The 24,156-nt window shown below is 71.5% G+C and carries 21 protein-coding genes and 2 pseudogenes; 17 read left to right on the top strand and 6 right to left on the bottom strand.

Annotation, left to right across the window (positions count from 1 at the left end):
• Positions 1 to 12 precede the first annotated feature (12 nt).
• Positions 13 to 1,590 (top strand): family 43 glycosylhydrolase, encoded by a 1,578-nt coding sequence (locus ACIOHP_RS28255; protein ID WP_401891852.1) that lies wholly within the window; start codon positions 13 to 15, stop codon positions 1,588 to 1,590.
• 314 nt (positions 1,591 to 1,904) lie between these two features.
• Here ACIOHP_RS28255 and ACIOHP_RS28260 read toward each other — a convergent pair.
• Positions 1,905 to 3,209 (bottom strand): annotated as a pseudogene (locus ACIOHP_RS28260) (transposase); the annotation flags it as partial.
• Between the two features lie 427 nt (positions 3,210 to 3,636).
• On the opposite strand from ACIOHP_RS28260, the gene ACIOHP_RS28265 reads away from it, so the two are divergent.
• Both ACIOHP_RS28265 and ACIOHP_RS28270 read left to right on the top strand, forming a co-directional pair.
• Positions 3,637 to 3,765 carry a hypothetical protein gene (locus ACIOHP_RS28265; RefSeq protein ID WP_401891853.1) on the top strand — a complete coding sequence of 43 codons (129 nt, stop codon included), beginning with the start codon at positions 3,637 to 3,639 and terminating at the stop codon, positions 3,763 to 3,765.
• A gap of 112 nt (positions 3,766 to 3,877) precedes the next feature.
• Positions 3,878 to 4,921, top strand: a complete 1,044-nt coding sequence (locus ACIOHP_RS28270) for a LacI family DNA-binding transcriptional regulator (RefSeq protein ID WP_401891854.1) — start codon at positions 3,878 to 3,880, stop codon at positions 4,919 to 4,921.
• A 28-nt stretch (positions 4,922 to 4,949) separates the two neighbouring features.
• On the opposite strand, the gene ACIOHP_RS28275 is transcribed toward ACIOHP_RS28270, so the two are convergent.
• Together ACIOHP_RS28275 and ACIOHP_RS28280 are read right to left on the bottom strand one after the other, a co-directional pair.
• On the bottom strand, positions 4,950 to 6,611 hold the full coding sequence (locus tag ACIOHP_RS28275) for a serine/threonine-protein kinase (protein ID WP_401891855.1): 1,662 nt from the start codon (positions 6,609 to 6,611) through the stop codon (positions 4,950 to 4,952).
• A gap of 63 nt (positions 6,612 to 6,674) precedes the next feature.
• Positions 6,675 to 7,358, bottom strand: coding sequence for a ThuA domain-containing protein (locus ACIOHP_RS28280; RefSeq protein ID WP_401891856.1), 684 nt, complete (start codon positions 7,356 to 7,358; stop codon positions 6,675 to 6,677).
• Between the two features lie 161 nt (positions 7,359 to 7,519).
• Here ACIOHP_RS28280 and ACIOHP_RS28285 point away from each other — a divergent pair, with 161 nt between their 5' ends.
• Positions 7,520 to 8,152 carry a VOC family protein gene (locus ACIOHP_RS28285; protein ID WP_401891858.1) on the top strand — a complete coding sequence of 211 codons (633 nt, stop codon included), beginning with the start codon at positions 7,520 to 7,522 and terminating at the stop codon, positions 8,150 to 8,152.
• 86 nt (positions 8,153 to 8,238) lie between these two features.
• Complete coding sequence (locus ACIOHP_RS28290) at positions 8,239 to 8,640, top strand: VOC family protein (RefSeq protein WP_361541854.1); 402 nt, start codon at positions 8,239 to 8,241, stop codon at positions 8,638 to 8,640.
• Here the strand turns inward: ACIOHP_RS28290 and ACIOHP_RS28295 are convergent.
• Both ACIOHP_RS28295 and ACIOHP_RS28300 read right to left on the bottom strand, forming a co-directional pair.
• Positions 8,623 to 9,309, bottom strand: coding sequence for a helix-turn-helix domain-containing protein (locus ACIOHP_RS28295; protein WP_401891860.1), 687 nt, complete (start codon positions 9,307 to 9,309; stop codon positions 8,623 to 8,625). The two genes, ACIOHP_RS28290 and ACIOHP_RS28295, sit on opposite strands and share 18 nt — an antisense overlap.
• An 81-nt stretch (positions 9,310 to 9,390) precedes the next feature.
• The gene (locus ACIOHP_RS28300; RefSeq protein ID WP_401891861.1) at positions 9,391 to 10,326 is read right to left on the bottom strand and encodes a cupin domain-containing protein; all 936 of its coding nucleotides are present in this window, start codon (positions 10,324 to 10,326) and stop codon (positions 9,391 to 9,393) included.
• A gap of 80 nt (positions 10,327 to 10,406) precedes the next feature.
• Between ACIOHP_RS28300 and ACIOHP_RS28305 the strand changes: the two genes are divergently transcribed.
• The gene (locus ACIOHP_RS28305) at positions 10,407 to 11,240 is read left to right on the top strand and encodes an NmrA family transcriptional regulator (protein WP_401891862.1); all 834 of its coding nucleotides are present in this window, start codon (positions 10,407 to 10,409) and stop codon (positions 11,238 to 11,240) included.
• Between the two features lie 123 nt (positions 11,241 to 11,363).
• Here ACIOHP_RS28305 and ACIOHP_RS28310 read toward each other — a convergent pair whose 3' ends face one another.
• Entirely contained in the window at positions 11,364 to 12,503 is a 1,140-nt protein-coding gene (locus ACIOHP_RS28310; protein WP_361482276.1) for a YihY/virulence factor BrkB family protein, read from the bottom strand.
• A gap of 508 nt (positions 12,504 to 13,011) precedes the next feature.
• Between ACIOHP_RS28310 and ACIOHP_RS28315 the strand changes: the two genes are divergently transcribed.
• The 11 genes and pseudogenes from ACIOHP_RS28315 to ACIOHP_RS28365 form a co-directional block, all read left to right on the top strand.
• The gene (locus tag ACIOHP_RS28315) at positions 13,012 to 15,045 is read left to right on the top strand and encodes an amino acid adenylation domain-containing protein (RefSeq protein WP_401891864.1); all 2,034 of its coding nucleotides are present in this window, start codon (positions 13,012 to 13,014) and stop codon (positions 15,043 to 15,045) included.
• 119 nt (positions 15,046 to 15,164) lie between these two features.
• On the top strand, positions 15,165 to 16,796 hold the full coding sequence (locus ACIOHP_RS28320) for an acyl-CoA dehydrogenase family protein (RefSeq protein ID WP_401891865.1): 1,632 nt from the start codon (positions 15,165 to 15,167) through the stop codon (positions 16,794 to 16,796).
• 387 nt (positions 16,797 to 17,183) lie between these two features.
• Complete coding sequence (locus tag ACIOHP_RS28325; RefSeq protein WP_361541872.1) at positions 17,184 to 18,473, top strand: GAF domain-containing protein; 1,290 nt, start codon at positions 17,184 to 17,186, stop codon at positions 18,471 to 18,473.
• 152 nt (positions 18,474 to 18,625) lie between these two features.
• Positions 18,626 to 19,891, top strand: a complete 1,266-nt coding sequence (locus ACIOHP_RS28330) for a hypothetical protein (RefSeq protein ID WP_361541875.1) — start codon at positions 18,626 to 18,628, stop codon at positions 19,889 to 19,891.
• Positions 19,892 to 19,965: 74 nt separating this feature from the next.
• On the top strand, positions 19,966 to 20,538 hold the full coding sequence (locus tag ACIOHP_RS28335; RefSeq protein ID WP_401891867.1) for a GNAT family N-acetyltransferase: 573 nt from the start codon (positions 19,966 to 19,968) through the stop codon (positions 20,536 to 20,538).
• Positions 20,539 to 20,665: 127 nt separating this feature from the next.
• Entirely contained in the window at positions 20,666 to 20,749 is an 84-nt protein-coding gene (locus ACIOHP_RS28340) for a putative leader peptide (protein WP_310591794.1), read from the top strand.
• 128 nt (positions 20,750 to 20,877) lie between these two features.
• A complete protein-coding gene (locus tag ACIOHP_RS28345; protein ID WP_401891869.1) occupies positions 20,878 to 22,575 on the top strand; it encodes a nitrite/sulfite reductase in 1,698 nt (565 codons plus the stop codon).
• Complete coding sequence (locus tag ACIOHP_RS28350; RefSeq protein ID WP_361482297.1) at positions 22,572 to 22,751, top strand: hypothetical protein; 180 nt, start codon at positions 22,572 to 22,574, stop codon at positions 22,749 to 22,751. Before ACIOHP_RS28345 ends, ACIOHP_RS28350 begins: the two co-directional genes overlap by 4 nt.
• A complete protein-coding gene (locus ACIOHP_RS28355; protein ID WP_351677895.1) occupies positions 22,748 to 23,458 on the top strand; it encodes a phosphoadenylyl-sulfate reductase in 711 nt (236 codons plus the stop codon). Before ACIOHP_RS28350 ends, ACIOHP_RS28355 begins: the two co-directional genes overlap by 4 nt.
• Positions 23,455 to 24,018, top strand: coding sequence for an adenylyl-sulfate kinase (gene cysC, locus ACIOHP_RS28360; protein ID WP_361482303.1), 564 nt, complete (start codon positions 23,455 to 23,457; stop codon positions 24,016 to 24,018). Before ACIOHP_RS28355 ends, cysC begins: the two co-directional genes overlap by 4 nt.
• Positions 24,015 to 24,156, top strand: a pseudogene (locus tag ACIOHP_RS28365) (sulfate adenylyltransferase small subunit); the annotation flags it as partial. The gene cysC and the pseudogene ACIOHP_RS28365, both read left to right, overlap by 4 nt.

Below are 24,156 nucleotides of genomic sequence, written 5' to 3' on the forward strand. Positions count from 1 at the left end.
AGGAGCGTCGACGTGACGTTGCTGCACAACCCGGTCCTCCGCGGCTTCGCCCCCGACCCCTCACTTGTCCGGGTCGGCGACTGGTACTACCTGGCGACCTCTTCCTTCGAGTGGTTCCCCACCATCCCGATCCACCGCTCCCGCGACCTCGCCCACTGGGAGTACGCGGGCCACGTCCACGGCGCCGTCCCCGGCGACTCACTGGCCGGCGTCCCCGACTCGGGCGGCGTCTGGGCACCGTCGCTGAGCTGGGACGGCGAACGGTTCTGGGTCGTGTACTCGATCGTCCGCTCGGTCGGCACGCCCTACTTCGACGTGGACACCTACATCAGTACGGCGACGGACCCGGCCGGCGAGTGGACGGTCCCGCGCCGCGTCGCGAGCCACGGCTTCGACCCGGCGCTGTACCACGCCGAGGACGGCCGACTGTGGCTCCTCAACCTCCAGAACGACTGCCGTCCCGGCGGACAGCGCTTCGCCGGCATCGTGGCGACCGAGTTGTACCGCAGGACCCTGACCACGGTCGGCGACACCCACCTCCTACTCCAGCACGGACGGCTCGTCGAGGGGCCCAAGCTGCTGCGGCGGGAGGGCTGGTACTACCTGGTGCTGGCGGAGGGTGGCACCGGTTTCGAGCACGGGGTGCTCGTCGCGCGCAGCCGTGCACTGACCGGCCCGTACGAGGTCGACGAGCGGCCGCTGCTGACGACCCGGGACGACCCGACGGTGCCCTTGCAGAAGGCGGGGCACGGGGAGTTGGTCCAGACGCCGGTCGGGGACTGGGTGTTGAGCCATCTCGCCGCCAGGCCATTGCATACCGTCGACGGGCGACGGTGTCCGCTCGGGCGGGAGACCGCGATCCAGGCGGTGGTGTGGGACGGGGAGGGGTGGCCGAGACTGCGGGACGGTGGGCATCATCCGGCGGTGGAGGTCGACGTACGACTGCATACAGTCGACGTCTTGCCGAATACCGTCGACTCGACGCATACAGTCGACGAGTCCTCGTATACCGGTGACGATCCCGCGCCTACGGTCGACCGTCCATTGCATACACCGACCTCGGACCCCACGACCACAGCCCCCGACTCCGACCCCGGCCCCGCGACCGCCATCACCGCCCCCGACTCCGACCCCCACCTCGCCTGGCCCTGGAGCACCCTGCGCGCCTACGCCGACCCGTCCTGGGCCGACCCCACGATCCGCCCCGGCTGGATCCGCCTGCGCGGTCGGCACGGCCCGGAGTCCTGGCGGGCGCACAGCCTGCTCGCCCAACGCATCACCGAGCACCGCGCGGAGGCCGAGGTCACCGTCGAGGCGCGGCCCGGCACGTTCACGCAGGCCGCCGGTCTCGTGCTCTGGTACAACACCGAGGCCTATCTGAGCGTCTCTAATCAGCTTAGTGATCCCATGTCAGACGTGGTGTCTGGCAGCGGGATTTCCCATCGTGGAGGGGTGGCGTGGGCGTGCAGGTGGAAGCCTGCGCCCAGTGCTGCTCCTCGTGGCCGGTGTCGGCTGTTGGCGGGTGTGCTGATCGTTGTCACGCCCTGGTGCCGGTGGGCTGCGCGGGGCAGCCGGGTCCGGTCCGTGTGAGCGTGTCCCTCCGGACGCTGGCCCGCCGGACCCGAAGGTCTGACAGGGGAGGGTGTCCGGCGTCGCCTGGGCGTCGGACGGGTGGCTCGGTGCCGGGTGGGGCCGGCCTTGGACCGGTCGTTCCGGCTGGTCTTGTCAGTACTCGGCGTGACGACCGCGCCCGGTTCGAGCGTGTCCACCACCGTGCGGATCACCATCGCGCCGCTGGCGCGGTCGGTGACGGTCTTGGTCTGGTGGGTGAGGCCGCGGGCGGCGATGCGCTGCCACGCCCCGGTGTCGCGGTCGCCCTGCCACCGGCAGGAGGGGCACAGGGCCCATTTCCATCCCGGTGTGGTGGGCCGGTCGGGGGCTTTGCGGTGCCGCAGTGGGGTGAGGCATTGGGGGCAGCGCCGGGAGGTGTTGCGCGCCGGGACGGTGACGACGGCGATCCCTACTTCGGCGGCGAGGTGGCGCATCCGGTCCACGATCTGTCCGCGCACCTGCTGGGAGAGGCGGGTGTTCATGGTACGGCCCATACCCTTGGCTTCCATCGACCGCAGGTCCTCGACGTAGATCACCGTGGCCCCGGCGGTGACGGCCTGGTCCACGGTCCAGCGGGCGGCAGCCCACGCGAGGGCGTCGTTGAGGCGGGAACGCCGGTCGCAGACGTGCCGGATCTCATCGGACAGCACCGCGTGTCTGGCGGTCAGTGCATGCTGCTCGTTGCCGCCGGTGAGCCGCTGGTAGTGGTCCGCCTTGGCGTGCAAGTGCTCGGACAGGCGGCGCAGCCGGTGTTGTTTGGCGAGGACCCCGGCGGCGCGGAACTGTCCGCCGGAGCCGAGGGCGGTGATCTGGCCGTTGGTGTGCAGACGGGCGGCTCCGGCGGACAGCAGGGTGTTCAGGCCCCAGTCCACACCGAGAGCGATCGTGTGCCCGTTCCGTTGCGGCTTGGGGACGGGGTGGGTGTAGGCGAGATCGGCCCGGATGCGGCCCTGGTGGAGGCGCAGGGTGGGCAGGTGCAGCACCGCGTTGACGGGGATCGTCGGCGGCAGGGTGATGGGGCAGGCCACCCAGGTCCAGTCCGTGTAGGAGTGCGGGTCGGGGCGGGTGGGCAGTTGTAGCCGCAGCAGGGCGCGGCCGCCTTCGTCGGCGCGTTCCAAGGTGGCCTGCTGCCCGTCACACGCCGAGAGCAGCAGCATGGGTGCGACGCGCGGCGCGGCCTCCAGTTCGAACACGTCGACCGGCATCCGGCCATGCTGCTTCACGAACGCGGTGATCTGCCGGGTCCGGCCCTTGATGACACTGGACGGCAGGAACTGGCCGCCGGGCACCGCCTCACGCACCGCGTCCCACTCACCCGCAGTCCGCTTCGCCGGATCGGCGGGCCACGATCTGAGCACACCTGCCGTCAGGTCGGCGCGCCACTTCGCCGACCGCAGCACGCGCCCGGCCTGCTCCTGCGCCATCCGCACGATGCGATCGTTGACTTTGGCACCCTCGGGCGGCCGGATGGCCCAGCCGAGGCGGCGCAGCGCCATCCACGCGTTCGACGGCAGTTTCCTGCCCCCCGCGTCCTCGCCGGATGCCAGGGTGTCCACTGCAGCGGTGTTCCAGTGTTCGAGAGTCAGCGCACGGGCCATGCCGGACACCAGACCGGCCGCCCAGCCCACCCGTTCCGCCAGCACAGCGGCGGATAGAACTTCGCCAGTCTTCTCATCCACCCCGGTACGCAACACGCCGCGGGCGCACGCGGTACGGGACGCCTCACCCTCGCCGAGCGGCAGCCTCCGGCCCACCAGCCCCCTCCCTCCTCATGTGCAGTGCTGTCATCACATCAACGACATCCCCACGGAAAGGTCACACATTCGATCCACGCACTCACGTACGACACCGCCGACGGACACGCCACACAGGAAAACTACAGATCGCTAATCCGACTGGTGAGCCTGCTCGAGCGGGAGGAGTCCGGGACCCGGCAGGTGGACGTCGACGCGGGCGCACCGCTCACTCTCGGCGTGACGGTCGACGGCGCGGAAGCACGGTTACTGGTACGTCGGGGACGGCGGCATGCGCATACGGGTCGGCGAGCCGCTCGACTTCGGCTTCACGGGGGCGATGGCCGGCATCCATGCCGTGGACCTCGTCGACGCGGCGTTCACGGCCGATTTCACGGCACTCCGGCTGATCTGCTGGTAGTCCTCAGCCTCTTCCCGACTCTCCGCGGCGAACCTAGGGTAGGAAGCGCTTACTATCCGCCTTGGTCGATTACTTTCCATGGCCCTCGGGCGGGCCGGAGAGGTGGTTCCCGATGGTCCGTACGGGGAGTGCGAGTGTGGCGGCCGGGCCGACGCTGGCAGTCGTGGCCCGGGAGGCGGGGGTGTCCGTGCCCACCGCCTCCAAGGTCGTCAACGGCCGGGAGGACGTCGCACCCGAGACCCGCCGCCGGGTCACGGAGGCACTGGACCGGCTCGGCTATGTCCGCAGACCCCGCTTCGACGCGGCGAAGCCACCGGCGCTGGTCGACCTCGTCGTGCACTCGCTCAACAGTTCGTGGTCGGGGGCGGTGCTGCACGGTGTGGAGGAGGCCGCTCACGACGCGGGCCTGGAGGTGGTGGTGTCGGCCGGGCTGACCCGCCAGCGGTGCGGGCGGCCGGAGCGGGGCTGGCTGGACAAACTCATCGCCCGTGGTTCGTCAGGGGTGTTGTTCAACCTGGCCGAGCTGACGCCCTCCCAGTACGCGTGGCTGGAGCAGCACCGCATCCCGTTCGTGATGATCGACCCCGTGGTGGAGCCGCCTGCGGGCGTGGTGTCGGTGGGCGCGGCGAACTGGCAGGGCGGGATGGCCGCGACCGAGCATCTGCTGGCGCTGGGCCATGAGCGGATCGCGGTGATCGCCGGGAGCCGGCGCAAGATGTGCAGCACCGCACGGGTGGCGGGCTACCGTTCGGCGCTCGCGTCGGCGGGGGTGCGGCAGCGTCCGGAGTACGTACGCCACGCCGGGTTCGACGAGTCCGTCGCCCGCGAACGCATGCGGGAACTCCTCGACCTCCCCGAGCCGCCCACCGCCGTCTTCGTCTGCTCCGACCGGATGGCACTCGGAGCCTACGAGGCCCTGGCGGAAAGGGGGTTGAGCATCCCGGACGACATCAGCGTGGTCGGCTTCGACGACCTCCCGGAGGCCCGCTGGGCCAGCCCCGCCCTCACCACCGTCCGCCAGCCGCTGTCGGAAATGGCGGCGACGGCTACGCGGCTGCTGGTGCGGATGATGGAGGGGACGCGGCCGGAGGGGACGCGGACGGAACTGTCCACGCGGTTGGTGGAGCGGGCGAGTACGGGGCGGCCGCGGGGGTAGGGCGGGTCGACGGGGTCCTTTCGGGGGCCTAGGTTGCCCGCCAGACCGTCACGTCCGCCATCAGGGAGCTCATTCCGGGTGTGTCCCACAGCGCGGTGTTCTTCACCTGGACCACGAGCAGCGCGATGTCCCCGGAGGGGTGCCTGACGCAGAACTCGCTGCCGGCGGAGGCGGCGGCCAGCGGGAAGTCGTGGTAGATCTTGCCGCCCTCGTCCTCGGCGCCACCGAGGAGCCAACGGCAGTCCCCCAAGGTGGCACCCGGTTCCTCGGAGATGTACTGGACGATCAAGCTGTCGTCGCTCGTCAGCGTACAACCGACGTCTTCGCAGGTGAAGCGGACGTCACCCTTGCGGTCCTCACGGGTCGCCGGGCGTTTGCCGTCGTGGAGGTACAGGGAGTTCTTCTCGTTCAGCATCTGGGGCACGTCCGCCGATATCGCGCGAGGCTGCCCGGCGGACGTCGGGGCCGAGGAGGAACTCGACGCCTCTTCCGCCGCATCCTCGACTTCCGTGTCCGCCCCAGCCGACGCCGACGCCCCCGCCGCCCGCCCCGACACCGTCGCATCCGGCGTCGAGGAAGACGCAGTCGGACCCCGCCCCTCGGCCCCGTCCGCCCCTCCCCCGACCTTCCACACCAGCCCCGTCACCAGCAACGCGCCCGCGGCCACAACCCCGCCGGCGATCAGCGCCGTACGACGTCGACGGCCCCGGCGCTGCTCCGGCGCCGCCGGTACCGTCGCCCGCGCCGGTGCGATCAGCGGCATCGTGTGCACCGGCGTGGGATCGGGGACAGGCGCCGGAACCGTCACCTCGGGCCCCGTGATCTCCTGCCACACCGCCGGTCCGCCGCCCGCGTCCGCGTCCCGGCCGAGCCGCTGCCGACACCACTCGACGACCTCGGCGAGGGTGGCCCGGTCCTGAGGGGCCTTGGCGAGGCACCGCTCGATCAGCGGCCGGAGCGGCTCGGGCAGGCGGGACAGGTCGGGTTCGGAGTGGACGATCCGGTAGAGGATGGTCGCCGAGGGACCGTCCCCGTACAGCGGCGAGCCCAGGGCCGCGAACGCCGCGGTCTGGCCCAGCGCGAAGACGTCCGTCGCCGGTGTGATGTCGCCGGCGACCGCCTGCTCGGGGGCCATGAACTGCGGCGTGCCGACGGCGGCGCCGGTGGCCGTGTACGCCGTGGTGTCGGCGGCGAGCGAGATGCCGAAGTCGATGACCCGGGGGCCGTCGGCGGCCAGGAGCACGTTGGAGGGCTTCAGGTCCCGGTGGACGATCCCCTCGCCGTGGATGGCCTGGAGCGCCTCGGCCACGCCCGCCATCAGCCACAGCACCGCCGGTACCGGGAGCGGGCCGCGCCGGTGGACGGCTTCCGCCAGGGAGGGTCCGGGGATGTAGAGCGTGGCCAGCCAGGGCGGACGGGCGTCCGCGTCGGCGTCGATGAGCTCGGCGGTGTAGGCGCCCCGAACGCGGCGGGCCGCCTTGATCTCCCGGCCGAAGCGCCGCCGGAAGTCCGGGTCGTCGGCCAGCTCCGGGCGTACCACCTTGATCGCCACCGGTCGGCCGCCCGCCGTGTGCGACAGATAGACCCGGCCCATGCCGCCCGCGCCGAGCCGGGCGGCGAGACGGTAACCGGCCACCACGGGCGGATCGTCCACCTGAAGTGGCTGGAACACGTCAGCCGCGTTGTTCACCTGTCCCCCTGCTCCCCTGGTCCCCTGTCGCGCCGATCCGATCATTCGTGCGACGGCAGCAGCCTAAAGGGTTTTCTGTGGCTGCTGCCCGGGGTCGGGACCGTCCAGCCGGGCCGCCCACCTGATCCCGCCCAGCAGATGCGCGCGGAAGTCGGGATCCTCGTACGCCTCGGCGGCGTGGCCGAGCGCCGTGTAGAAGACGCGCCCCGCGCCCTGCTCGCGGCACCAGACCAGTGGATGGTCGGCGCCCATGCCGCCGCCGTCGTACGACGACTCGTCGGCGCGGGCCAACACCCGTGCCGTGCCGCGTGGGTTGGTGCGGAAGTCGTACCACTCGTCGGTGAAGTCCCATACGGCGGGCAGGTGTCGGGTGGCCGGGTGTTCGCGGTCCTCGATGACGGCCTTGCCGGGCTGGTACGCGGGGTGCCGGTCGAAGCGGGCGCCCAGCAGTTCGCCGTAGTACGGCCAGCCGTACTCGGTGCAGGCCGCCGCGTGTACGCCGACGAAGCCGCCGCCCGACTCGACGTAGGAGGCGAGCCGTTCGCGGCCGGCCGGGGTGAGGATCTCGCCGCTGGTGGAGAGGAAGACGATGGCGGCGTACCGCTCCAGGGGTGACTCCAGTGCCGTCGGGTCCTCGCTCGCGTCGACCTCGAAGCCGCCGAGGGTGCGTACGGCGGCGATGCCGGCCGGGATGGAGTCGTGCCGGTAGTCGGCGGTGCGGGTGTGGACGAGGAGTCGGGGTGCCATGCCGGCGACCCTATGCCGCGGGCGGTTCAGGTCCCGCTGAAGTGATCGAGCCGAAGAGATCTCGCTCAGCCACTCGATGAACCGATCCCCCGGTGTGCGGCGACAGGCCGCCGCTCGGGTGTTCCATCCCGGAGGCGGCTCTGCGTAGCCTCGGCTGCACGATGAACACCATTCCCGCACGACTTGACCACCTCGTCCTCGCAACCCCCGATCTGGCGGCGACGGTCGCCGACTTCACCCGGCGTACGGGTGTGGCGCCCGCTCCGGGCGGGGTGCACATCGGGTTCGGCACCCGCAACTACCTGGTGTCGCTGGGCGGTACCGGATATCTGGAGATCATCGGCCCGGACCCGGAGCAGCCCGAGCCGCAGGGGCCGCGCCCCTTCGACGTCGACACACTGGCGGCGCCCCGCACGGTCACCTGGGCGATCAGTCCGCCGGACCTGGACGCGGCGGTCGCGGCCGCCCGGGCCCGGGGGTACGACCCTGGCATGGTGCATCCGATGAGCCGCCGCAGACCGGACGGCACCCTGCTGGAGTGGCGGCTGACGGACGGCGAGACGCAGCACCCCTCCGGTCTCGTGCCGTTCCTGATCGACTGGGGCACCGCGGTCCACCCGTCCGCCTCCGGTCTGCCCGCCACTCCCCTGCTGGCGCTGTCCGCGACCGCCCCCGACCCGGGCGAGATCCGCGCCCTGCTCGCGGCCCTCGACACCGAACTCACCGTCACCGAGGGGCCGGTGGGGCTCTCCTTCACGGTGGACACCCCGCTGGGGCCGGTCAGCTTCGACTGACGGCGGACGGCGTCGTCGTCGTCGAGGAAGAGGACACGTCCGATTCCTTCAAGACCGACCGCTCCGGCCCTGCCTACGGTGGCCCCATGACTCCACGATTCGACGCCATCGGCCTGATCGTCTCCGACATGGCCGCCTCCGTCGCCTTCTACCGCCGCCTAGGGTTCGAGTTCCCCGAGGGAGCCGAGCAGGAGGGGCATGTCGAGGCACAACTGCCCGGCGGTCTGCGGCTGTTGCTGGACACCGAGGAGGTGGTGCGGTCCTTCCACGCGAGCTGGCAGCCGCCGACGGGCGGCGGTCGCACGGGCCTGGCCCTGCGGTGCGACAGTCCCGCCGAGGTGGACTCGGTGTACGAGGAGCTGGTGGGCGCCGGTCACCACGGCGAGCTGAAGCCGTGGGACGCCGTGTGGGGCCAGCGGTACGCGAGCCTGCTCGACCCGGACGGCAACGGTGTCGACCTGTTCGCGCCGCTACCCACGGCCCAGTAGCTCGGTCAGCGGCACACCGGCCAACTCCCTGACGTCCCGCGCCAGATGGGCCTGGTCGGCGAAGCCGGCGCGCACCGCCGTCTCCGCGTACGGCACGCCGCCCCGGGCCAGGCCGAGTGCCCGTTGCAGTCGCAGTACCCGGGCCAGCGTCTTGGGGCCGTAACCGAACGCGGCCAGGCACCGACGGTGCAACTGCCGTGCGCCGAGGCCGAGTTCGTCGGCGGTCGCCGCGACCGGGCGCCCCGCGTCGAGGGCCGCCACGACGTGCCCCAGCAGCGGATCGGGCCGCTCGGTGTCGGCCGCCCGCTCCAACGCCACCTCTTCGAGTCCGCGGGCCGGATCGCCGGCCGCGTTCACGCGAGCGGTGAGCCGCCGTACTTCGGCGGCCGGCCAGAGGTCGGCGAGTTCCACTCGCCGGTCGAGCAGCTCCCGGGCGGGAACGCCGAGCAGCCCGGGCGCGGTACCGGGCGGGAACCGGACCCCCGCCCACGCGGTCGGCGCGCCCTCAGTGACGTACGCACGTGTGTCGGGACCGGCGACGAGCAGCCGCCCTTCGTGCCACAGCAGATCCATGCACCCGTCGGGCAGAACGCGCCCAGGGCCGTCCTCGGACGGCACATTGGTCCAGACGACGGCGCCGTCGAGCCGGGAGGCCCACTCCGCGTACATGGAACCAGGCTACGCGGCACCCACCCAGAGGCGCGGGGAACTGCGCGACCAGCCACGACCCACCGGCACCCGGCAGCGCTCCTACGCCACCCTCCCCCGATGCTCCTGCGGACTCACCCCGTACACCCGCTTGAAAGCACTCGACAACGCGAACGCACTCCCGTACCCCACCTGCCGGGCAATGGCCTCCAGCGTCGCATCGCTCTCCCGGAGACGGTCCGCCGCCAACGCCAGCCGCCAGCCCGTCAGATACGTCATCGGCGGCTCCCCCACCAGCTCCGTGAACCGCCGGGCGAGAGCGGCCCTGGAAACGCCGGCCTTCGCCGCGAGCGACGCCACCGTCCAGGGGTGGGCCGGGTCGTCCTGGACCAGCCGCAGCACCCGCCCGACGACCGGGTCCGCCATCGCCCGGTACCACGCCGGCGCCGCGGCCTCGGGCCGGGAGAACCACGCCCGCAGTGCCGCGATGACCAGCAGGTCGAGCAGCCGGTCGAGGACGACCTCCTGGCCGGGCTCGTCGCGCACGATCTCCTCCATGAGGAACGGCGTGAGCGGGCAGTCCCACACGTCGGAGGTGAGGGTGAGCAGCGGCGGCAGCGCGTCCAGCAGTCGCCCGCTGACCTCGCCCTGCCACAGATACGTGCCGATCAGCATCACGGCCGACCCGTCGAGCCGGTCGCCCCAGGTCCGCACGCCCAGGTCCATGGAGCCGTTCAGGGCACGCCCGTCCGGGTAGTGGCACTCGGCGCCCGGCAGGATCACCGCCTGGGGTTCCGTGCCGGGGTCGTCGGCGCAGGTGTACGGGTCGGGGCCGCGGGCGATGGCGAGGTCGCCTTCCCGCAGCCGTACCCGCTCTCCCGCGTCCGGCGTGATCCACGCCTCGCCGCGGATCATGAGCATGACGGTGAGGGGTGCGCGGTCCTCGATGCGTACGCACCAGGGGGGTTCGAAACACGCTCGGATCATGAAGGCGCCCCGCGCGCGGGGGCCCTCCAAGAGGCCTGCGAGAGCGTCCATGCGGCCAGCGTAGACGGCCGCGTATGGGAATGAGCCGTTCAGCGATGGGGTGTTGGGGCGTGCGGCCGTTGACTTGAGGCATGGCAGACAACACGGCGAAGAAGACAGTGGTGGTGACCGGGGCCTCGGGTCGTACGGGCAGCCGGGTGGCTCAGGCGGTACGGGCGGCGGGGTGCGAGGTACGGGCCGCGTCCCGGGCCCAGGGCTTCGACTGGGAGAACCCGACGACCTGGGCGGAGGCCCTGCGGGACGCGGACGCGGCGTATCTGATGTACCCGTCCGACGTCGGCTCCCCCGCGGCGGCCGAGGGTGTCGGGGCGCTCGCCCGGGAGGCGGTCGGGCTCGGCGTACGGCGGCTGGTGCTGCTGTCGGCGCGGGGTGAGACGCAGGCGCTGGCGACGGAGGAGGCGTTGAAGTCGTCGGGGGCGCGGTGGACGGTCGTACGGGCGTCGTGGTTCTCGCAGAACTTCAGTGAGGGGCCGCTGGTGGCGGAGTTGCGGCGGGGGGAGCTGGCGTTTCCGGCGGGTGAGGTTCCGGAGCCGTTCCTCGATGTGCGGGACATCGCGGATGTGGTCGCGGTGGCGTTGACGTCCGGGGACGCCTATGTGGGGCGGACGCTGGAGCTGACGGGGCCGCGGTTGCTGTCGTTCCGGGAGGCGGTCGCGGAGATCGCCGGGGCCAGCGGGAGGGAAATGGCGTACATCCCGGTTCCGGCGCGGGACTACGGGGACGCGCTGGTGGGGTTCGGGGTGCCGCCGGAGGAGGCGGAGTTCCTGGTGGAGGTGTTCGAGGGGCTGCTCGACGGGCGGAACGCGCGTCTCACGGACGGGGTCCGGGAGGTGCTGGGGCGTGCGCCTCGGGACTTCGGGGACTTTGTGCGGGAGGCCGCGGCGGCGGGGGTCTGGAAGGGGTAGCGCCGCGGGGGTGCGGGAACGCTGCCGGGTGCCGGTTCGTCGTGGCCGGTCGCGCCCACGGGGCGGTAGCCGCGAATCGATACGGCCCCGCGCCCCCGGGCACGCCCGGCGGCCCGGCGGTTTCTAGGAACCGTCCTCCTTGTGCGGGGGGTGCGTGCTCTTCGCGTGGGCTCGCAGTCTCGACGTCACGTCCTCCGGCGGCAGGAACCGCGACCACCGCTCGGGGAACTCCGACGGCATGTCGGGGTCCTCCGGGTCGATCTTGTGGTGGGCGGCGGCTCGGGCGACGTACTCGGCGACCTGCGCCTCGCGGACCCGCTCGTTCGCGGCGCGGGCCGCCGCCGTCGCGGCGGCCGGCCAGACGCGGTCGATCGCGGCGTTGACCGCGGCGCCGACGAGGACGGCGAAGGCGGAGACGCCGATCCACAGCATCACGGCGACGGCGGCGGCGAGGGAGCCGTAGATCGACGCGCCCTCGATGGTGTTCGTGAGGTAGATGCGCAGCAGGAAGCTGCCGAGCACCCACATGGCGAGGGCGACCAGTGCGCCGGGCACGTCCTCGATCCAGGGGGAGCGCACGGGGACGGACACGTGGTAGAGCGTGGTCAGGAAGGCGATCGACAGGACCATCACCACCGGCCAGTACAGGATCTGCACGAGCGTCTCCGACCACGGCACGATCCGCACCACCGCGTCCGGGCCCGCGACCATCAGCGGCAGCGCGATGGAGCCGATCAGCAGGGCCGCGAGGAAGAGCAGGAACGCCACCAGTCGGGTCTTGACGATGCCCCGTACGCCGTCGAGGCCGTACATGACGGTGATGGTGTCGATGAAGACGTTGACCGCGCGGGAGCCGGACCACAGGGCGAAGAGGAAGCCTATGGAGATGACGTCGGGGCGGCCGCCGTTCATCACGTCGTCGAGGATCGGCTGCGCGATCTGCCGCACGCCCTTGTCGGACAGGACCGTGCGCGAGGCCTCCAGGAGGTTGGCCTCCAGGCTGCTGATGCTGTCGGTGCCGGTCCAGTCGTCGACGTAGCCGAGCAGGCCGATCATGCTGAGCAGCAGCGGCGGCACGGACAGCAGGGTGAAGAACGCGGCCTCGGCCGCGAGGCCCAGGATGCGGTACTCCATGCACGAGTTGACGGTGTCCTTGAGCAGCAGCCAGGCGGTCCTGCGCTTGGAGACGTCCCGATAGAGGGCACGCGCCCGGTGGAGGCGGCCGGAGGGGGGCCGCTGGGGGGATTCACTTGCTGGCTGCACGCCCTAAAGGTATCCGTCGCGGGAGGCTGCGCTCATCCCCCGGGTGGGCGCCGGGCGCGTGTGAGTGCGTAGGCGATTCGAACCGTTTACCTGTCATGTCCGCGTTGGCCTGAATGTTCGGTCACTCATGTGAACATCCCGGTCCGGAAATTCCCGGGGTCCGGAAACAGGCCAATGACCGAAAATGTCTTGAAGCGTTCATGAATCTGCCGAAACAATCCTGACTGCATTCGTTGCGTATGCCGAGGATCACTCGGGCGCACACGACACGGGGGAATTCACGGGTCACTGACCATGACCCTTTTCAGCCGCGTTGCCTGTGACACGCCCTTTTCCGCGGCCACTCCCATCACCTTCCGAACACGTCGCACCGCATTTCTCATGCCCCCGGGGAACTGCACCAATCACCGAGGAGCTCCCTGTGCCGCACGGCACTGAACGTGTTCTCACCGAAGCCCTGGCCGCCCACGTCAGGACACGCCCGGACCCGCCGTGGGGAGGTAAGGCCATGAACGCGATCCCGCAATGGACCCTCGACCCGAGGCCCGGCACCGCGGTGTACGAGGTCCCGCTGCCGGACGGCCTGTCGGTCGACGCACAGGCCGTCCGGGCCGCACACGACAGGGTGCTCGCCACCTTCTCCGCGGACCGCGACGACACCGTGCTCCACGTCGCCCTCACCGGCCGCACACTGCGTCTGCGCTACCGCACCGACGTCCTGGACCGCGAGGCCGCCGCCCGGATCGCCGGCTACCACCTGACCGCCCTCACCACCCCGGTACGGCGCAGCCTGCTGTCCGAGGCCGAGCTCCACTTCCAGCTGGAGGAGCTGGCCGGTCCGCGCCGCCCGCTGCCCGACCGGCGGGTGCACGAGCTGTTCGAGGAGCGAGCGGCGGCCCACCCCGGCACCGTGGCCGCCGTGGAAGGGGACAGACAGTGGACGTACGGCGAACTCAACTCCCGCGCGAACCGCATCGGCCGGGCCCTGCTGGAGCACGGACTGCGGCCCGAGGGCGTCGTCGGCGTCATCATGGAGCGCAACCTCGACTGGCTGGCCGCCGTACTGGGCGTCCTCAAGGCGGGCGGTGTGTATCTGCCGATCGAGCCGCGCTTCCCGGCCGGACGCGTCAGGGCGATCCTCACCCGCGCCGACTACGACCTCGTCCTCACCAAGGACTCCGTGGCGGCCGCCTACGAGGAGGGCCACGCCGAGACCGACCTCGGTGTCCCCGTCGCGGCGGACCAACTGGCGTACATCTACTTCACGTCGGGCTCCACGGGCGAGCCCAAGGGCGCGATGTGCGAGCACGCCGGTTTCGTCAACCACGTCCTCGCCAAGCTGGAGGACCTGGACATCGGCCCCGGGCAGGTGGTCGCGCAGACCGCGCCGCAGTGCTTCGACATCTCCCTGTGGCAGCTGCTGGCCGCGCTGCTGGTGGGCGGGCGGACGCTGCTGGTCGGGCAGGACACGATCCTGGACGTACCGCGGTTCCTGGACACGATCGAGCGCGGCCGGGTCAACGTGCTCCAGGTGGTGCCGTCGTATCTGGAGGCGGTGCTGGCCGAGTTGGAGCGGCGGCCACGTGAACTGCCCCATCTGCGCCGGGTGTCGGTCACCGGGGAGGCGGTGAGGAAGGAGCTGGTGGAGCGCTGGTTCGCGGCCCGCACCGGGATCCCGCTGGTCAACGCCTACGGTCTGACGGAGACGTCGGACGACACCCACCACGAGGTCATGGACCGGGTGCCGGACGAGGCGCGGGTTCCTCTGGGGCGGCCGATCGCCAACGTGCGGATCTACATCGTCGACGAGCGGTTGCTGCCCGTGCCGCTGGGCGCGCCCGGCGAGATCGTCTTCTCCGGGGTGTGCGTGGGCCGCGGATACGTCAACGATCCCGAGCGCACCGAGGCGGCGTTCAGCGAGGACCCGTTCCGGCCCGGCGAGCGGCTGTACCGCAGCGGGGACCACGGGCGCTGGCTGCCCGACGGGAAGCTGGAGTTCCTCGGCCGCCGGGACACCCAGGTGAAGATCCACGGCTTCCGTATCGAGATCGGCGAGATCGAGAACGCGCTGCTGCGGGTGCCCGGCGTCCGTGACGGGGCGGTGGTCGTCGTACGAGGGACGCACCTGGTCGCGTTCTGCACGGGGGCGTCGCCGGTCGACACGGGTGTCGTACGGGAGAAGCTGGCCGCCTCGCTGCCCGCGTACCTGCTCCCGTCGGTCGTGCACTGGCGCCGGCGGCTGCCGCTGACCGCGAACGGCAAGACCGACCGGCGCGCGCTGACCGCGCTCGCCGAGGACCTCGACACGCGAACGGACGGACCCCGTACACCGGTCGAGCTGCGGCTCGCCGCCGCCTGGGCCGAGGTGCTCGGGATCCCGGCCGAGGGGATCGGCCGTCACGACGACTTCTTCCTCCGCGGCGGGACCTCGCTGGCCGCCGTGAAGCTGGCGATCGCCCTGGACCGGGCGATCACCTTCAAGGACGTCACCCGCCATCCGGTCCTCGCGGACCTCGCGGATCTGCTCGACCGAACCGCCTGAAAGGATGTGCCTGACGCCGCCCTCCACTCCGACCGGCTGCCGCCGCGTGAGCGCGACAAGCCACGACCGACCCCACCCGCCGAACGACTTCACACCCCCACGGCGGGTAGGTTCCCCCCATGGCAGGCAGCACGCACACCGTGACCAACCAGCCCCCACCCCTGATCGGCCACGACGTCTACACAGCCGACAAAGCCCTGGTGGCGGCCGTGGAGCGGCATGTGGACCCCGTACACCTGGACGATGTCCGAAGCGAACTGGCCGCCCTCGGCAAAACCTCCGGCTCCGCCCAGGTCCAGGAGTGGGGCGCACAGGCCAACGAGAACCCACCCCGCCTGAGGACCCACGACCGCTACGGCCACCGCGTCGACGAGGTCGACTTCCACCCGGCCTGGCACCGCCTCCTCGGCAAGGGCGTCTCCGCCGGCCTCACCGCCGCCTGGACCCGCCCCGCCGGCCACGTCCGCCGAGCCGCCGCGTTCCTGATCTGGACCCAGGTCGAGGCCGGCAACCTCTGCCCCCTGTCGATGACCCACGCCGCCGTCCCCGCGCTCCGCACGGACCCCGCCCTCGCCGAGGAGTGGGAACCCCGTCTGACCTCGGTGGTCTACGACCGTGAGCTGCGCCCCGCGCACCAGAAGGCGGGCGCCCTGTTCGGCATGGGGATGACGGAGAAGCAGGGCGGCAGCGACGTCCGGGCGGGCACCACCCGGGCCACCCCGCTGGCCGAGGACGGCACCTACGAGCTCACCGGCCACAAGTGGTTCTGCTCGGCCCCCATGTCGGACGGGTTCCTCGTCCTCGCCCAGGCCCCCGACGGCCTGACCTGCTTCCTCGTCCCGCGCGTCCTGGACGACGGCACCCGCAACCCGTTCCGTATCCAGCGCCTCAAGGACAAGCTCGGCAACCGCTCCAACGCCTCCGCCGAGGTCGAGTTCGACGGCACCTGGGCACGCAGGGTCGGCGAGGAGGACCGGGGAGTGCGGACCATCATCGAGATGGTCGCGGCGACCCGGCTCGACTGCGTGCTCGGTTCGGCCGGTCTGATGCGGCAGGCCGTCACGCAGGCCGTCCACCACTGCACGTACCGCGAGGCCTTCGGCGGCAAGCTCGTCGACAAGCCTCTGATGCGCAACGTCCTGGCCGATCTCGCCCTGGAGTCCGAGGCGGCGACCACCCTCGCGCTGCGGCTCGCGGCCGCCTACGACGACGGCGGCGAACAGGAGCGGGCCTTTCTGCGGATCGCGGTGCCGGCCGCCAAGTACTGGGTGACCAAGCGCTGCCCCCCGGTGACGCTGGAGGCCGCCGAGTGCCTGGGCGGCAACGGCTACGTCGAGGACTCCGGTATGCCCCGGCTGGTGCGCGAATCCCCGCTCAACTCGATCTGGGAGGGCGCGGGCAACATCCAGGCCCTGGACGTCCTACGGGCCTTGCAACGAGAGCCCCTGGCCCTCAACGCCTACCTCCAGGAGGTCGGCAAGGCCCGCGGCGCCGACCACCGCCTGGACGGCGCGATCAAGAACCTGCTGACGGAACTGGCCGATCTGGAGGGGGTCGAGGCCCGGGCCCGACGACTCACCGAACGACTCGCGCTCGTGCTCCAGGGCTCATTGCTGGTCCGTTTCGCACCACCGGAGGTGGCCGACGCGTTCTGCGCGTCCCGCCTGGGCGGAGACGCGGGCACAGCGTTCGGCACCCTGCCCCACAGTCTGCCGTTGGCTTCCATCGTGGAGCGCGCCCGACCCGCCTAGGGGCGCGGGGAACCGCGCGACCAGCCACAAACCGGCCCGCGGGCGCCACCGCACATCCGCCGGGCACCCCTCTACCGCGAATACGGCCCGACCGCCGAAGGTAGGGGGTGGTGCTGCGCCGACACGGCACCACCCCCGCCTTGGCCCGTTCGAGGCCGCGAACGCCGCTCGGGACGGCGTCGCTCAAGTTTCAAACAAGGTCCGGCCGTCCACCAGGGTTGCAGGGGGTTGCAACTTGCTGCTGACTGTGGCCGGACTGTGTCCCTCCGCGAGGGCCGAAAGGCACTATGAGACGAACAGTCAGGACGGGCATCGCGGACGTGGCCGAAAGGCGACGAGGAACCGGTTGTCCGCAGCCCTCATCAGCCCTTCATCCGGGAGGATCCCGTGGCGCACCCGCCGACGGACGTCACCCAGCTCGCCGCCGTGGACGCGGCGCGTGCGGCACGGGTGCTCAGCGAGGTGCGCTCCGCCACGCTCTCCGGGCAGCGGGCCCCGGTCGCACCCCGTCCGGTGATCGAGCAGTCCTGGGGGCGGATGCTGCGCGGCGGGGTCGATCCCGACCATGACTTCCGGTCCGGGCTGCTGTCCCGGGAGGAGGTGCAGCGGCGGCGCGAGACCTCGGTGCTGCGGCACGTCCTGCCGGTGCTGCGGCAGGGGCTGGCGTCGGTCGCGGACGCCGCCCACCACATCATGGTGGTCGCCGACGAGGACGGCCGGGTGCTGTGGCGGGAGGGCAGTTCCCCGGTACTGCGCAAGGCCGACGGGACCGGCTTCGAACTCGGCGCGGACTGGCGGGAGAGCGTCGTCGGCACCAACGGCATCGGCACCCCGGTGGTGGCCCGCCGGCCGGTGCAGGTCTTCGCCTCCGAGCACTTCGTGCGTTCGCAGACCTCCTGGACCTGCACCGGGGCGCCGATCACGGACCCGCGGGACGGCCGGCTGATCGGCGTGGTGGACGTGAGCGGGCCGCTGGACACGATGCATCCGGCGACCCTCGCCTGGGTCGACTCGGTGGCCAAGCTCGCCGAGGCCCGGCTGCGGGAGCTGCACCAGACCTCCCTCGAGCAGCTGCGCGCGGTGGGGGCACCGGTGCTGGTGCGGCTCGGCGGCCGGGCCCTGGTGGTGGACGGGGACGGCTGGACGGCGGCGGTGACCGGGATGCCGTACCAGAACCGGATCGGGCTGCCCAAGTCGCTGACGGCGGGCCGACGGTGGCTGCCGACGCTGGGCCTGTGCTCCGTGGAGCCCCTCGCGGGGGGCTGGCTGGTGCGGGCGGCGGCCGAGCCGGTGCCGGCGGGCACCACCCGTATCGTCCTGGATCTGTCGCAGCCGCGCCGCTGGTCGGTGACGGTGTCCGGGATCGCCGGGTCGTGGAGCCATGAACTGAGTCCTCGGCACGCCGAGTTGCTGTATCTGCTGGCCGTGCACCGGGGCGGTCGCAGTGCGGCGGGCCTGGCCGAGGACATGTTCGGCGACCCGGAGCGCAGGGTGACGGTGCGCGCGGAGATGTCCCGGATCCGCCGGTATCTCGGGGGACTTCTGGAACACCGGCCGTATCGTTTCTGCGAAGGTGCGGAGGTCGAGGTCCTCCCTCCCGCCGACCCGCGCGACCTGCTGCCGCACTCCACGGCACCCGCGGTGACCGGCAAGCGGTTGTCCGCACACCTGTCCTGAAGCACCCAACAGGCGGCATCTTTCGCATATTTGCAGGGTCTTCGTCCCCGGCAGGCTCCGACTGCCGTAGCATCCCTACACGGGCCACCCCACCTGCTCCTCCGTCAACGTACGGATCACCAGGCGCAGTTGGCCCGCCTCGGGAGGACGACATGATGCAGCGCGGCAGACACCGCAGGCAGAAGCGGGGCAGAGCGGCACGCGCCTTCCTGGCCGGGACCGCCCTCGCCCTCACCGCCGCCGCCACGATGATCAGTGCCTCACAGGCCACCGTCGCCGACGATCCCGGGGCGCTGAAGCCGCTCGCCACGTCCGCCGAGACGGACGTCCTGCGCCTGCGGGAGCACCTGGAACCGCAGCGCAGCCTCGACCGGCTCGCCTCCGCGATGGGCACACCGGTCGGCGTCAGCGCCGTCCTCGACAGCGCCGACCGCACGCTGCGCGCCGCCGCCGACTGCGCTCCCGCCGAGCGCGAGGCGCTGCCCGTCGAGCCGGCCGCCACCCGCGCGTACTGCTGGGACGCCGCCGACACCCGGTCCTGGCGGGCCGGCGCGGTCACCACCTCGGGCGACGCGGACGACGACGGCCTGTGGGGGCAGAACCGGGTGATCCTCTCCGCCTGGTCGCAGGGCGCCCACGATCTGGCCCGGGTGGCGTTCATCGACGCCAACGACCTGGGGCGCCCCACCTACTCCTGGGTCCTGCTCACGGTCCCGGTCGACGGCGGCCGCGACTACCGCGCCCTCGACTCCCGGGTCTCCGGCATGGTCTGGTACCAGGACAAACTGCTGGTGACCGCCGCCGAGGGCCTGTACGTGTACGACATGGACCGCGTCCAGCGCACGACGGTGGACAGCCCCGCCGTCGGCCGCGTGGACGGCGGCTGGGCGGCGCACGGCAACCGCTGGGTCCTGCCCGCGGTCGGCACCTACAGCCTGGCCGGCGGGAAGGCCGCCGCGCAGCCCGGCTATCTCTCCCTGGACCGCAGCACCTCCCCCGACAGCCTGGTCGCGAGCGAGTGGGTCTCCAAGGGCGACGACCGGGACGTCCGGCTGTGGCGCTACGACTTCAGCGCCGCCTCCGACCGCTCCGGCCTCCTCACCACCGACCCCGCCGGGTACACCCGGGTCGACGAGGCGTACGAGACGAAGGCGGCCGGCGTCGGCGCCGTGCTGTCGTACGGCTCGAACTGGTACCTGGGCCGTGCCGCGGACGCGGACGGCGGCCACGGGACGCTGTGGCGACAGAGCGCGACCGGCGCGCGGGCCACCCGGTGCGGCACCGACGAGACCCGACAGTGCTGGAGCACCGAGTCGGAGTCCCTCTCCTACTGGGAGGCGACCGGCGAGGTCTGGTCCCAGTCGGGCCGGGTGCTGTTCGCCATGCCGCTGGCCTCGGTCGACCGAGCGCTGGGCTAGAGCCCGCCGGGCCCCGCCGGGCGGATCGCGGGGCCGTTCGACAGATGATCGGGCCGGATGGTTCCCTGGCAGGCATGGCCAACATCCCCGTGACCACCTGGTCCCTGGAACAGACCGACCCGACCGACGTCCTCCCGGCCGCCGGGCCGGACAGTGACGTCGGGATCGTTCGCTCCGCGGTCCCCTCCCCCGAGTTCAGCCGCTTCCTGTACGCCTCCGTCGGCGGCGACATCCGCTGGATCGACCGGCTCGGCTGGACGTACGGGCAGTGGGAGGAGCACCTGGGCCGGCCCGGCGTGGAGACGTGGGTGGCGTACGACCGGGGCACGCCCGCGGGGTACGTGGAGCTGGAGCCGCAGGACGACGGGGTCGTGGAGATCGTCTACTTCGGGCTGATCCCGGCCTTCCGGGGCCGCCGGATCGGCGGCCATCTGCTGTCGTACGGCGCCGCCCGCGCCTGGGACCTCGCGGACCGCTGGCCGGGGTTGGCGCCGACGAAGCGGGTCTGGCTGCATACGTGCAGCCTGGACGGCGAGCACGCCATGGACAACTATCTGCGCCGGGGCTTCAAGCTCTTCGACACCAAGGTCGAGGAGAAGCCCGACGCGGCCGCTCCGGGGCCCTGGCCGGGCGCCTACCCGGTCTGACCTGCGCGGACAAGACTCCGTGCGCGGTATGTGATCGAGACCACCCTTGTCTCACTCTTCGGGACAAGGGTGTCCGCATGATGGACGAAGCTGGACTGTGTCCAGATCGCCGTGACACGCTTCCGTCATGTCTGGAACTGGAATTGCCTTGGTGAGTCGGCGGCACGTCGACCTCGGCCGCATGTCCAGCGCCATCTGTCCGGCGCGCTAGCGAGCCGCAGCGCCGCCCGACATCTCCCGCATTGGTCTCATTCCTGCGCAATACTGCGCACGTACACGTATGCGCTCGTACACGCAGGTCAGAGCCGCTTTCCCGCCTGTCCCGAAGGACGAATAACCATGGCCGCCACCCCGCAGAACCCTGCTGCCACGACTCCCCGCCGCAAGGTGAGCCGTCACCGCGGTGAGGGTCAGTGGGCCGCGGGACACCACACCCCGCTGAACGGCAACGAGCAGTTCAAGAAGGACGACGACGGTCTCAATGTGCGGACACGCATTGAGACGATCTACTCCAAGCGGGGCTTCGACTCGATCGACCCCAACGACCTGCGTGGCCGCATGCGCTGGTGGGGCCTCTACACCCAGCGCAAGCCCGGGATCGACGGCGGCAAGACCGCGATCCTGGAGCCGGAGGAGCTGGACGACAAGTACTTCATGCTGCGGGTGCGGATCGACGGCGGACGCCTCACCACCCAGCAGCTGCGCGTGATCGGCGAGATCTCCGAGGAGTTCGCGCGCGGCAGCGCGGACGTCACCGACCGCCAGAACATCCAGCTGCACTGGATCCGCATCGAGGACGTCCCGGAGATCTGGAACCGCCTGGAGGCGGTCGGTCTGTCCACCACCGAGGCCTGCGGTGACACCCCGCGCGTGATCATCGGCTCGCCGGTCGCCGGTATCGCCGAGGACGAGATCATCGACGGCTCCTGGGCGATCGACGAGATCCACGAGCGCTACATCGGCAGCAAGGAGTTCTCCAACCTGCCCCGCAAGTTCAAGACGGCGATCTCCGGCTCCCCGCTCCTGGACGTGGTCCACGAGATCAACGACATCGCCTTCGTCGGTGTCGAGCACCCCGAGCACGGCCCCGGTTTCGACCTGTGGGTCGGCGGCGGTCTGTCCACCAACCCGAAGCTCGGCGTCCGGCTGGGCGCCTGGGTTCCGCTGGACGAGGTGCCCGAGGTGTGGGCCGGTGTGGTCGGCATCTTCCGAGACTGGGGCTACCGCCGCCTGCGCACGCGTGCCCGTCTGAAGTTCCTCGTCGCCGACTGGGGCCCGGAGAAGTTCCGCCAGGTCCTGGAGGACGACTACCTGAAGCGCAAGCTGGTCGACGGTCCCGCGCCCGCCGAGCCCTCGGGCCGCTGGCGCGACCACGTCGGCGTGCACCGCCAGAAGGACGGCCTGTTCTACGTCGGTTTCGCCCCGCGCGTCGGCCGCATCGACGGCACCACGCTGACGAAGATCGCCGAGGTCGCGGAGGCACACGGCTCGGGCCGGGTCCGGACCACCGTCGAGCAGAAGATGATCATTCTCGACGTCGAGGAGGCGCAGGTCCAGCCGCTCGTCGAGGCCCTGGAGGCGCTCGACCTGACCGCCAAGCCCTCCCCGTTCCGGCGCGGCACCATGGCCTGCACCGGCATCGAGTACTGCAAGCTCGCCATCGTCGAGACCAAGGCGCGCGGCTCGCAGCTGATCGACGAACTGGAGCGCCGGATCCCGGAGTTCGACGAGCCGCTCACCATCAACCTCAACGGCTGCCCGAACGCCTGCGCCCGTATCCAGGTGGCGGACATCGGTCTCAAGGGCCAGCTGGTCCTCAACGACCAGGGCGAGCAGGTCGAGGGCTACCAGGTGCACCTCGGCGGCGCCCTCGGCCTGGAGGCCGGGTTCGGCCGCAAGGTGCGCGGCCTGAAGGTCACCTCCGAGGAACTGCCCGACTACGTCGAGCGCGTCCTGAAGCGGTTCCAGGCCGAGCGCGAGGAGGGCGAGCGCTTCGCCGCCTGGGCCTCCCGCGCGTCCGAGGAGGCACTCTCATGAGCGAGCGGGCCGCCCCCTTCTACTGCCCCTACTGCGGCGACGAGGACCTCCGTCCGAGCGAGCAGTCCCACGGCGCCTGGGAATGCGCGGCGTGCAACCGCGCATTCCAGTTGAAGTTCCTCGGGCTGCTCGCCCGTGGCCTTCGGCACTCCGACGCAGGGGGAGACCAGATATGACCGCGATTCAGGAAGAGCGCACCACGGACGATCTCAGGACGCTCGCCGAGCAGGCGGGCCGCGACCTGGAGGACGCCTCCGCGCTGGAGATCCTCCAGTGGGCCGTCGACACCTTCGGGGCACGCTTCTGCGTGACCTCCTCGATGGAGGACGCGGTCGTCTCCCATCTGGCGTCCCGGGTCCGCAAGGGCGTGGACGTCGTCTTCCTCGACACCGGCTACCACTTCGAGGAGACCATCGGCACCCGCGACGCGGTGGAGGCCGTGATGGACGTCAACGTCATCACGCTGTCGCCGACGCGGACGGTCGCCGAGCAGGACGCCGAGTTCGGCCCGAAGCTGCACGACCGCGACCCCGACCTGTGCTGCAAGATGCGCAAGGTCGAGCCGCTGGAGCGGGGCCTGAAGGACTACCTGGCCTGGGCGACCGGGCTGCGCCGCGACGAGTCCCCGACCCGGGCGAACACCCCGGTCGTCGGCTGGGACGAGAAGCGCCGGAAGGTCAAGATCTCCCCGATCGCCCGCTGGACCCAGGACGACGTGGACGCGTACGTCGCCGAACACGGCGTCCTGACCAACCCGCTGCTGATGGACGGCTACGCCTCCGTCGGCTGCGCCCCCTGCACCCGCCGGGTCCTGGAGGGCGAGGACGCGCGCGCCGGGCGCTGGGCGGGCCGCGGCAAGACCGAGTGCGGGCTGCACGAATGACCATCACCGAGAAGGAGTTGCACGTGACGACCGGAGCCACCGTCTGGCTCACGGGTCTGCCGAGTGCCGGCAAGACCACCATCGCGTACGAGCTGGCAGGCCGGCTGCGCGAGGAGGGCCATCTCGTCGAGGTGCTCGACGGCGACGAGATCCGCGAGTTCATCTCGGCGGGCCTCGGCTTCAGCCGCGAGGACCGGCACACGAACGTGCAGCGCATCGGCTTCCTCGCCGAACTGCTCGCCCGCAACGGCGTCAAGGCGCTCGTCCCGGTGATCGCGCCCTACGCGGACAGCCGTGAGGCGGTGCGCAAGCGCCACCAGGAGAGCGGGGCGGCGTACCTGGAGATCCACGTGGCCACTCCGGTCGAGGTGTGCTCCGTACGCGATGTGAAGGGTCTGTACGCCAAGCAGGCCGCGGGCGAGCTGTCCGGGCTGACCGGCGTCGACGACCCGTACGAGGAGCCCGACTCGCCCGACCTGCGGATCGAGTCGCAGGACCAGACCGTCCAGGAGTCCGCGGCGGCTGTGCACGCGCTGCTCACCGAGAGGGGACTGGCATGACGACGACCGTTGCGGCGGTGGAGGAGGGTACGGACGCTCCGTACGCCCTCTCCCACCTGGACGCTCTCGAGTCCGAGGCCGTGCACATCTTCCGCGAGGTGGCGGGCGAGTTCGAACGGCCGGTGATCCTGTTCTCCG

The organism is Streptomyces sp. NPDC087859, from assembly GCF_044742595.1.
GTDB classification, from domain to species: Bacteria; Actinomycetota; Actinomycetes; order Streptomycetales; family Streptomycetaceae; genus Streptomyces; species Streptomyces canus_F.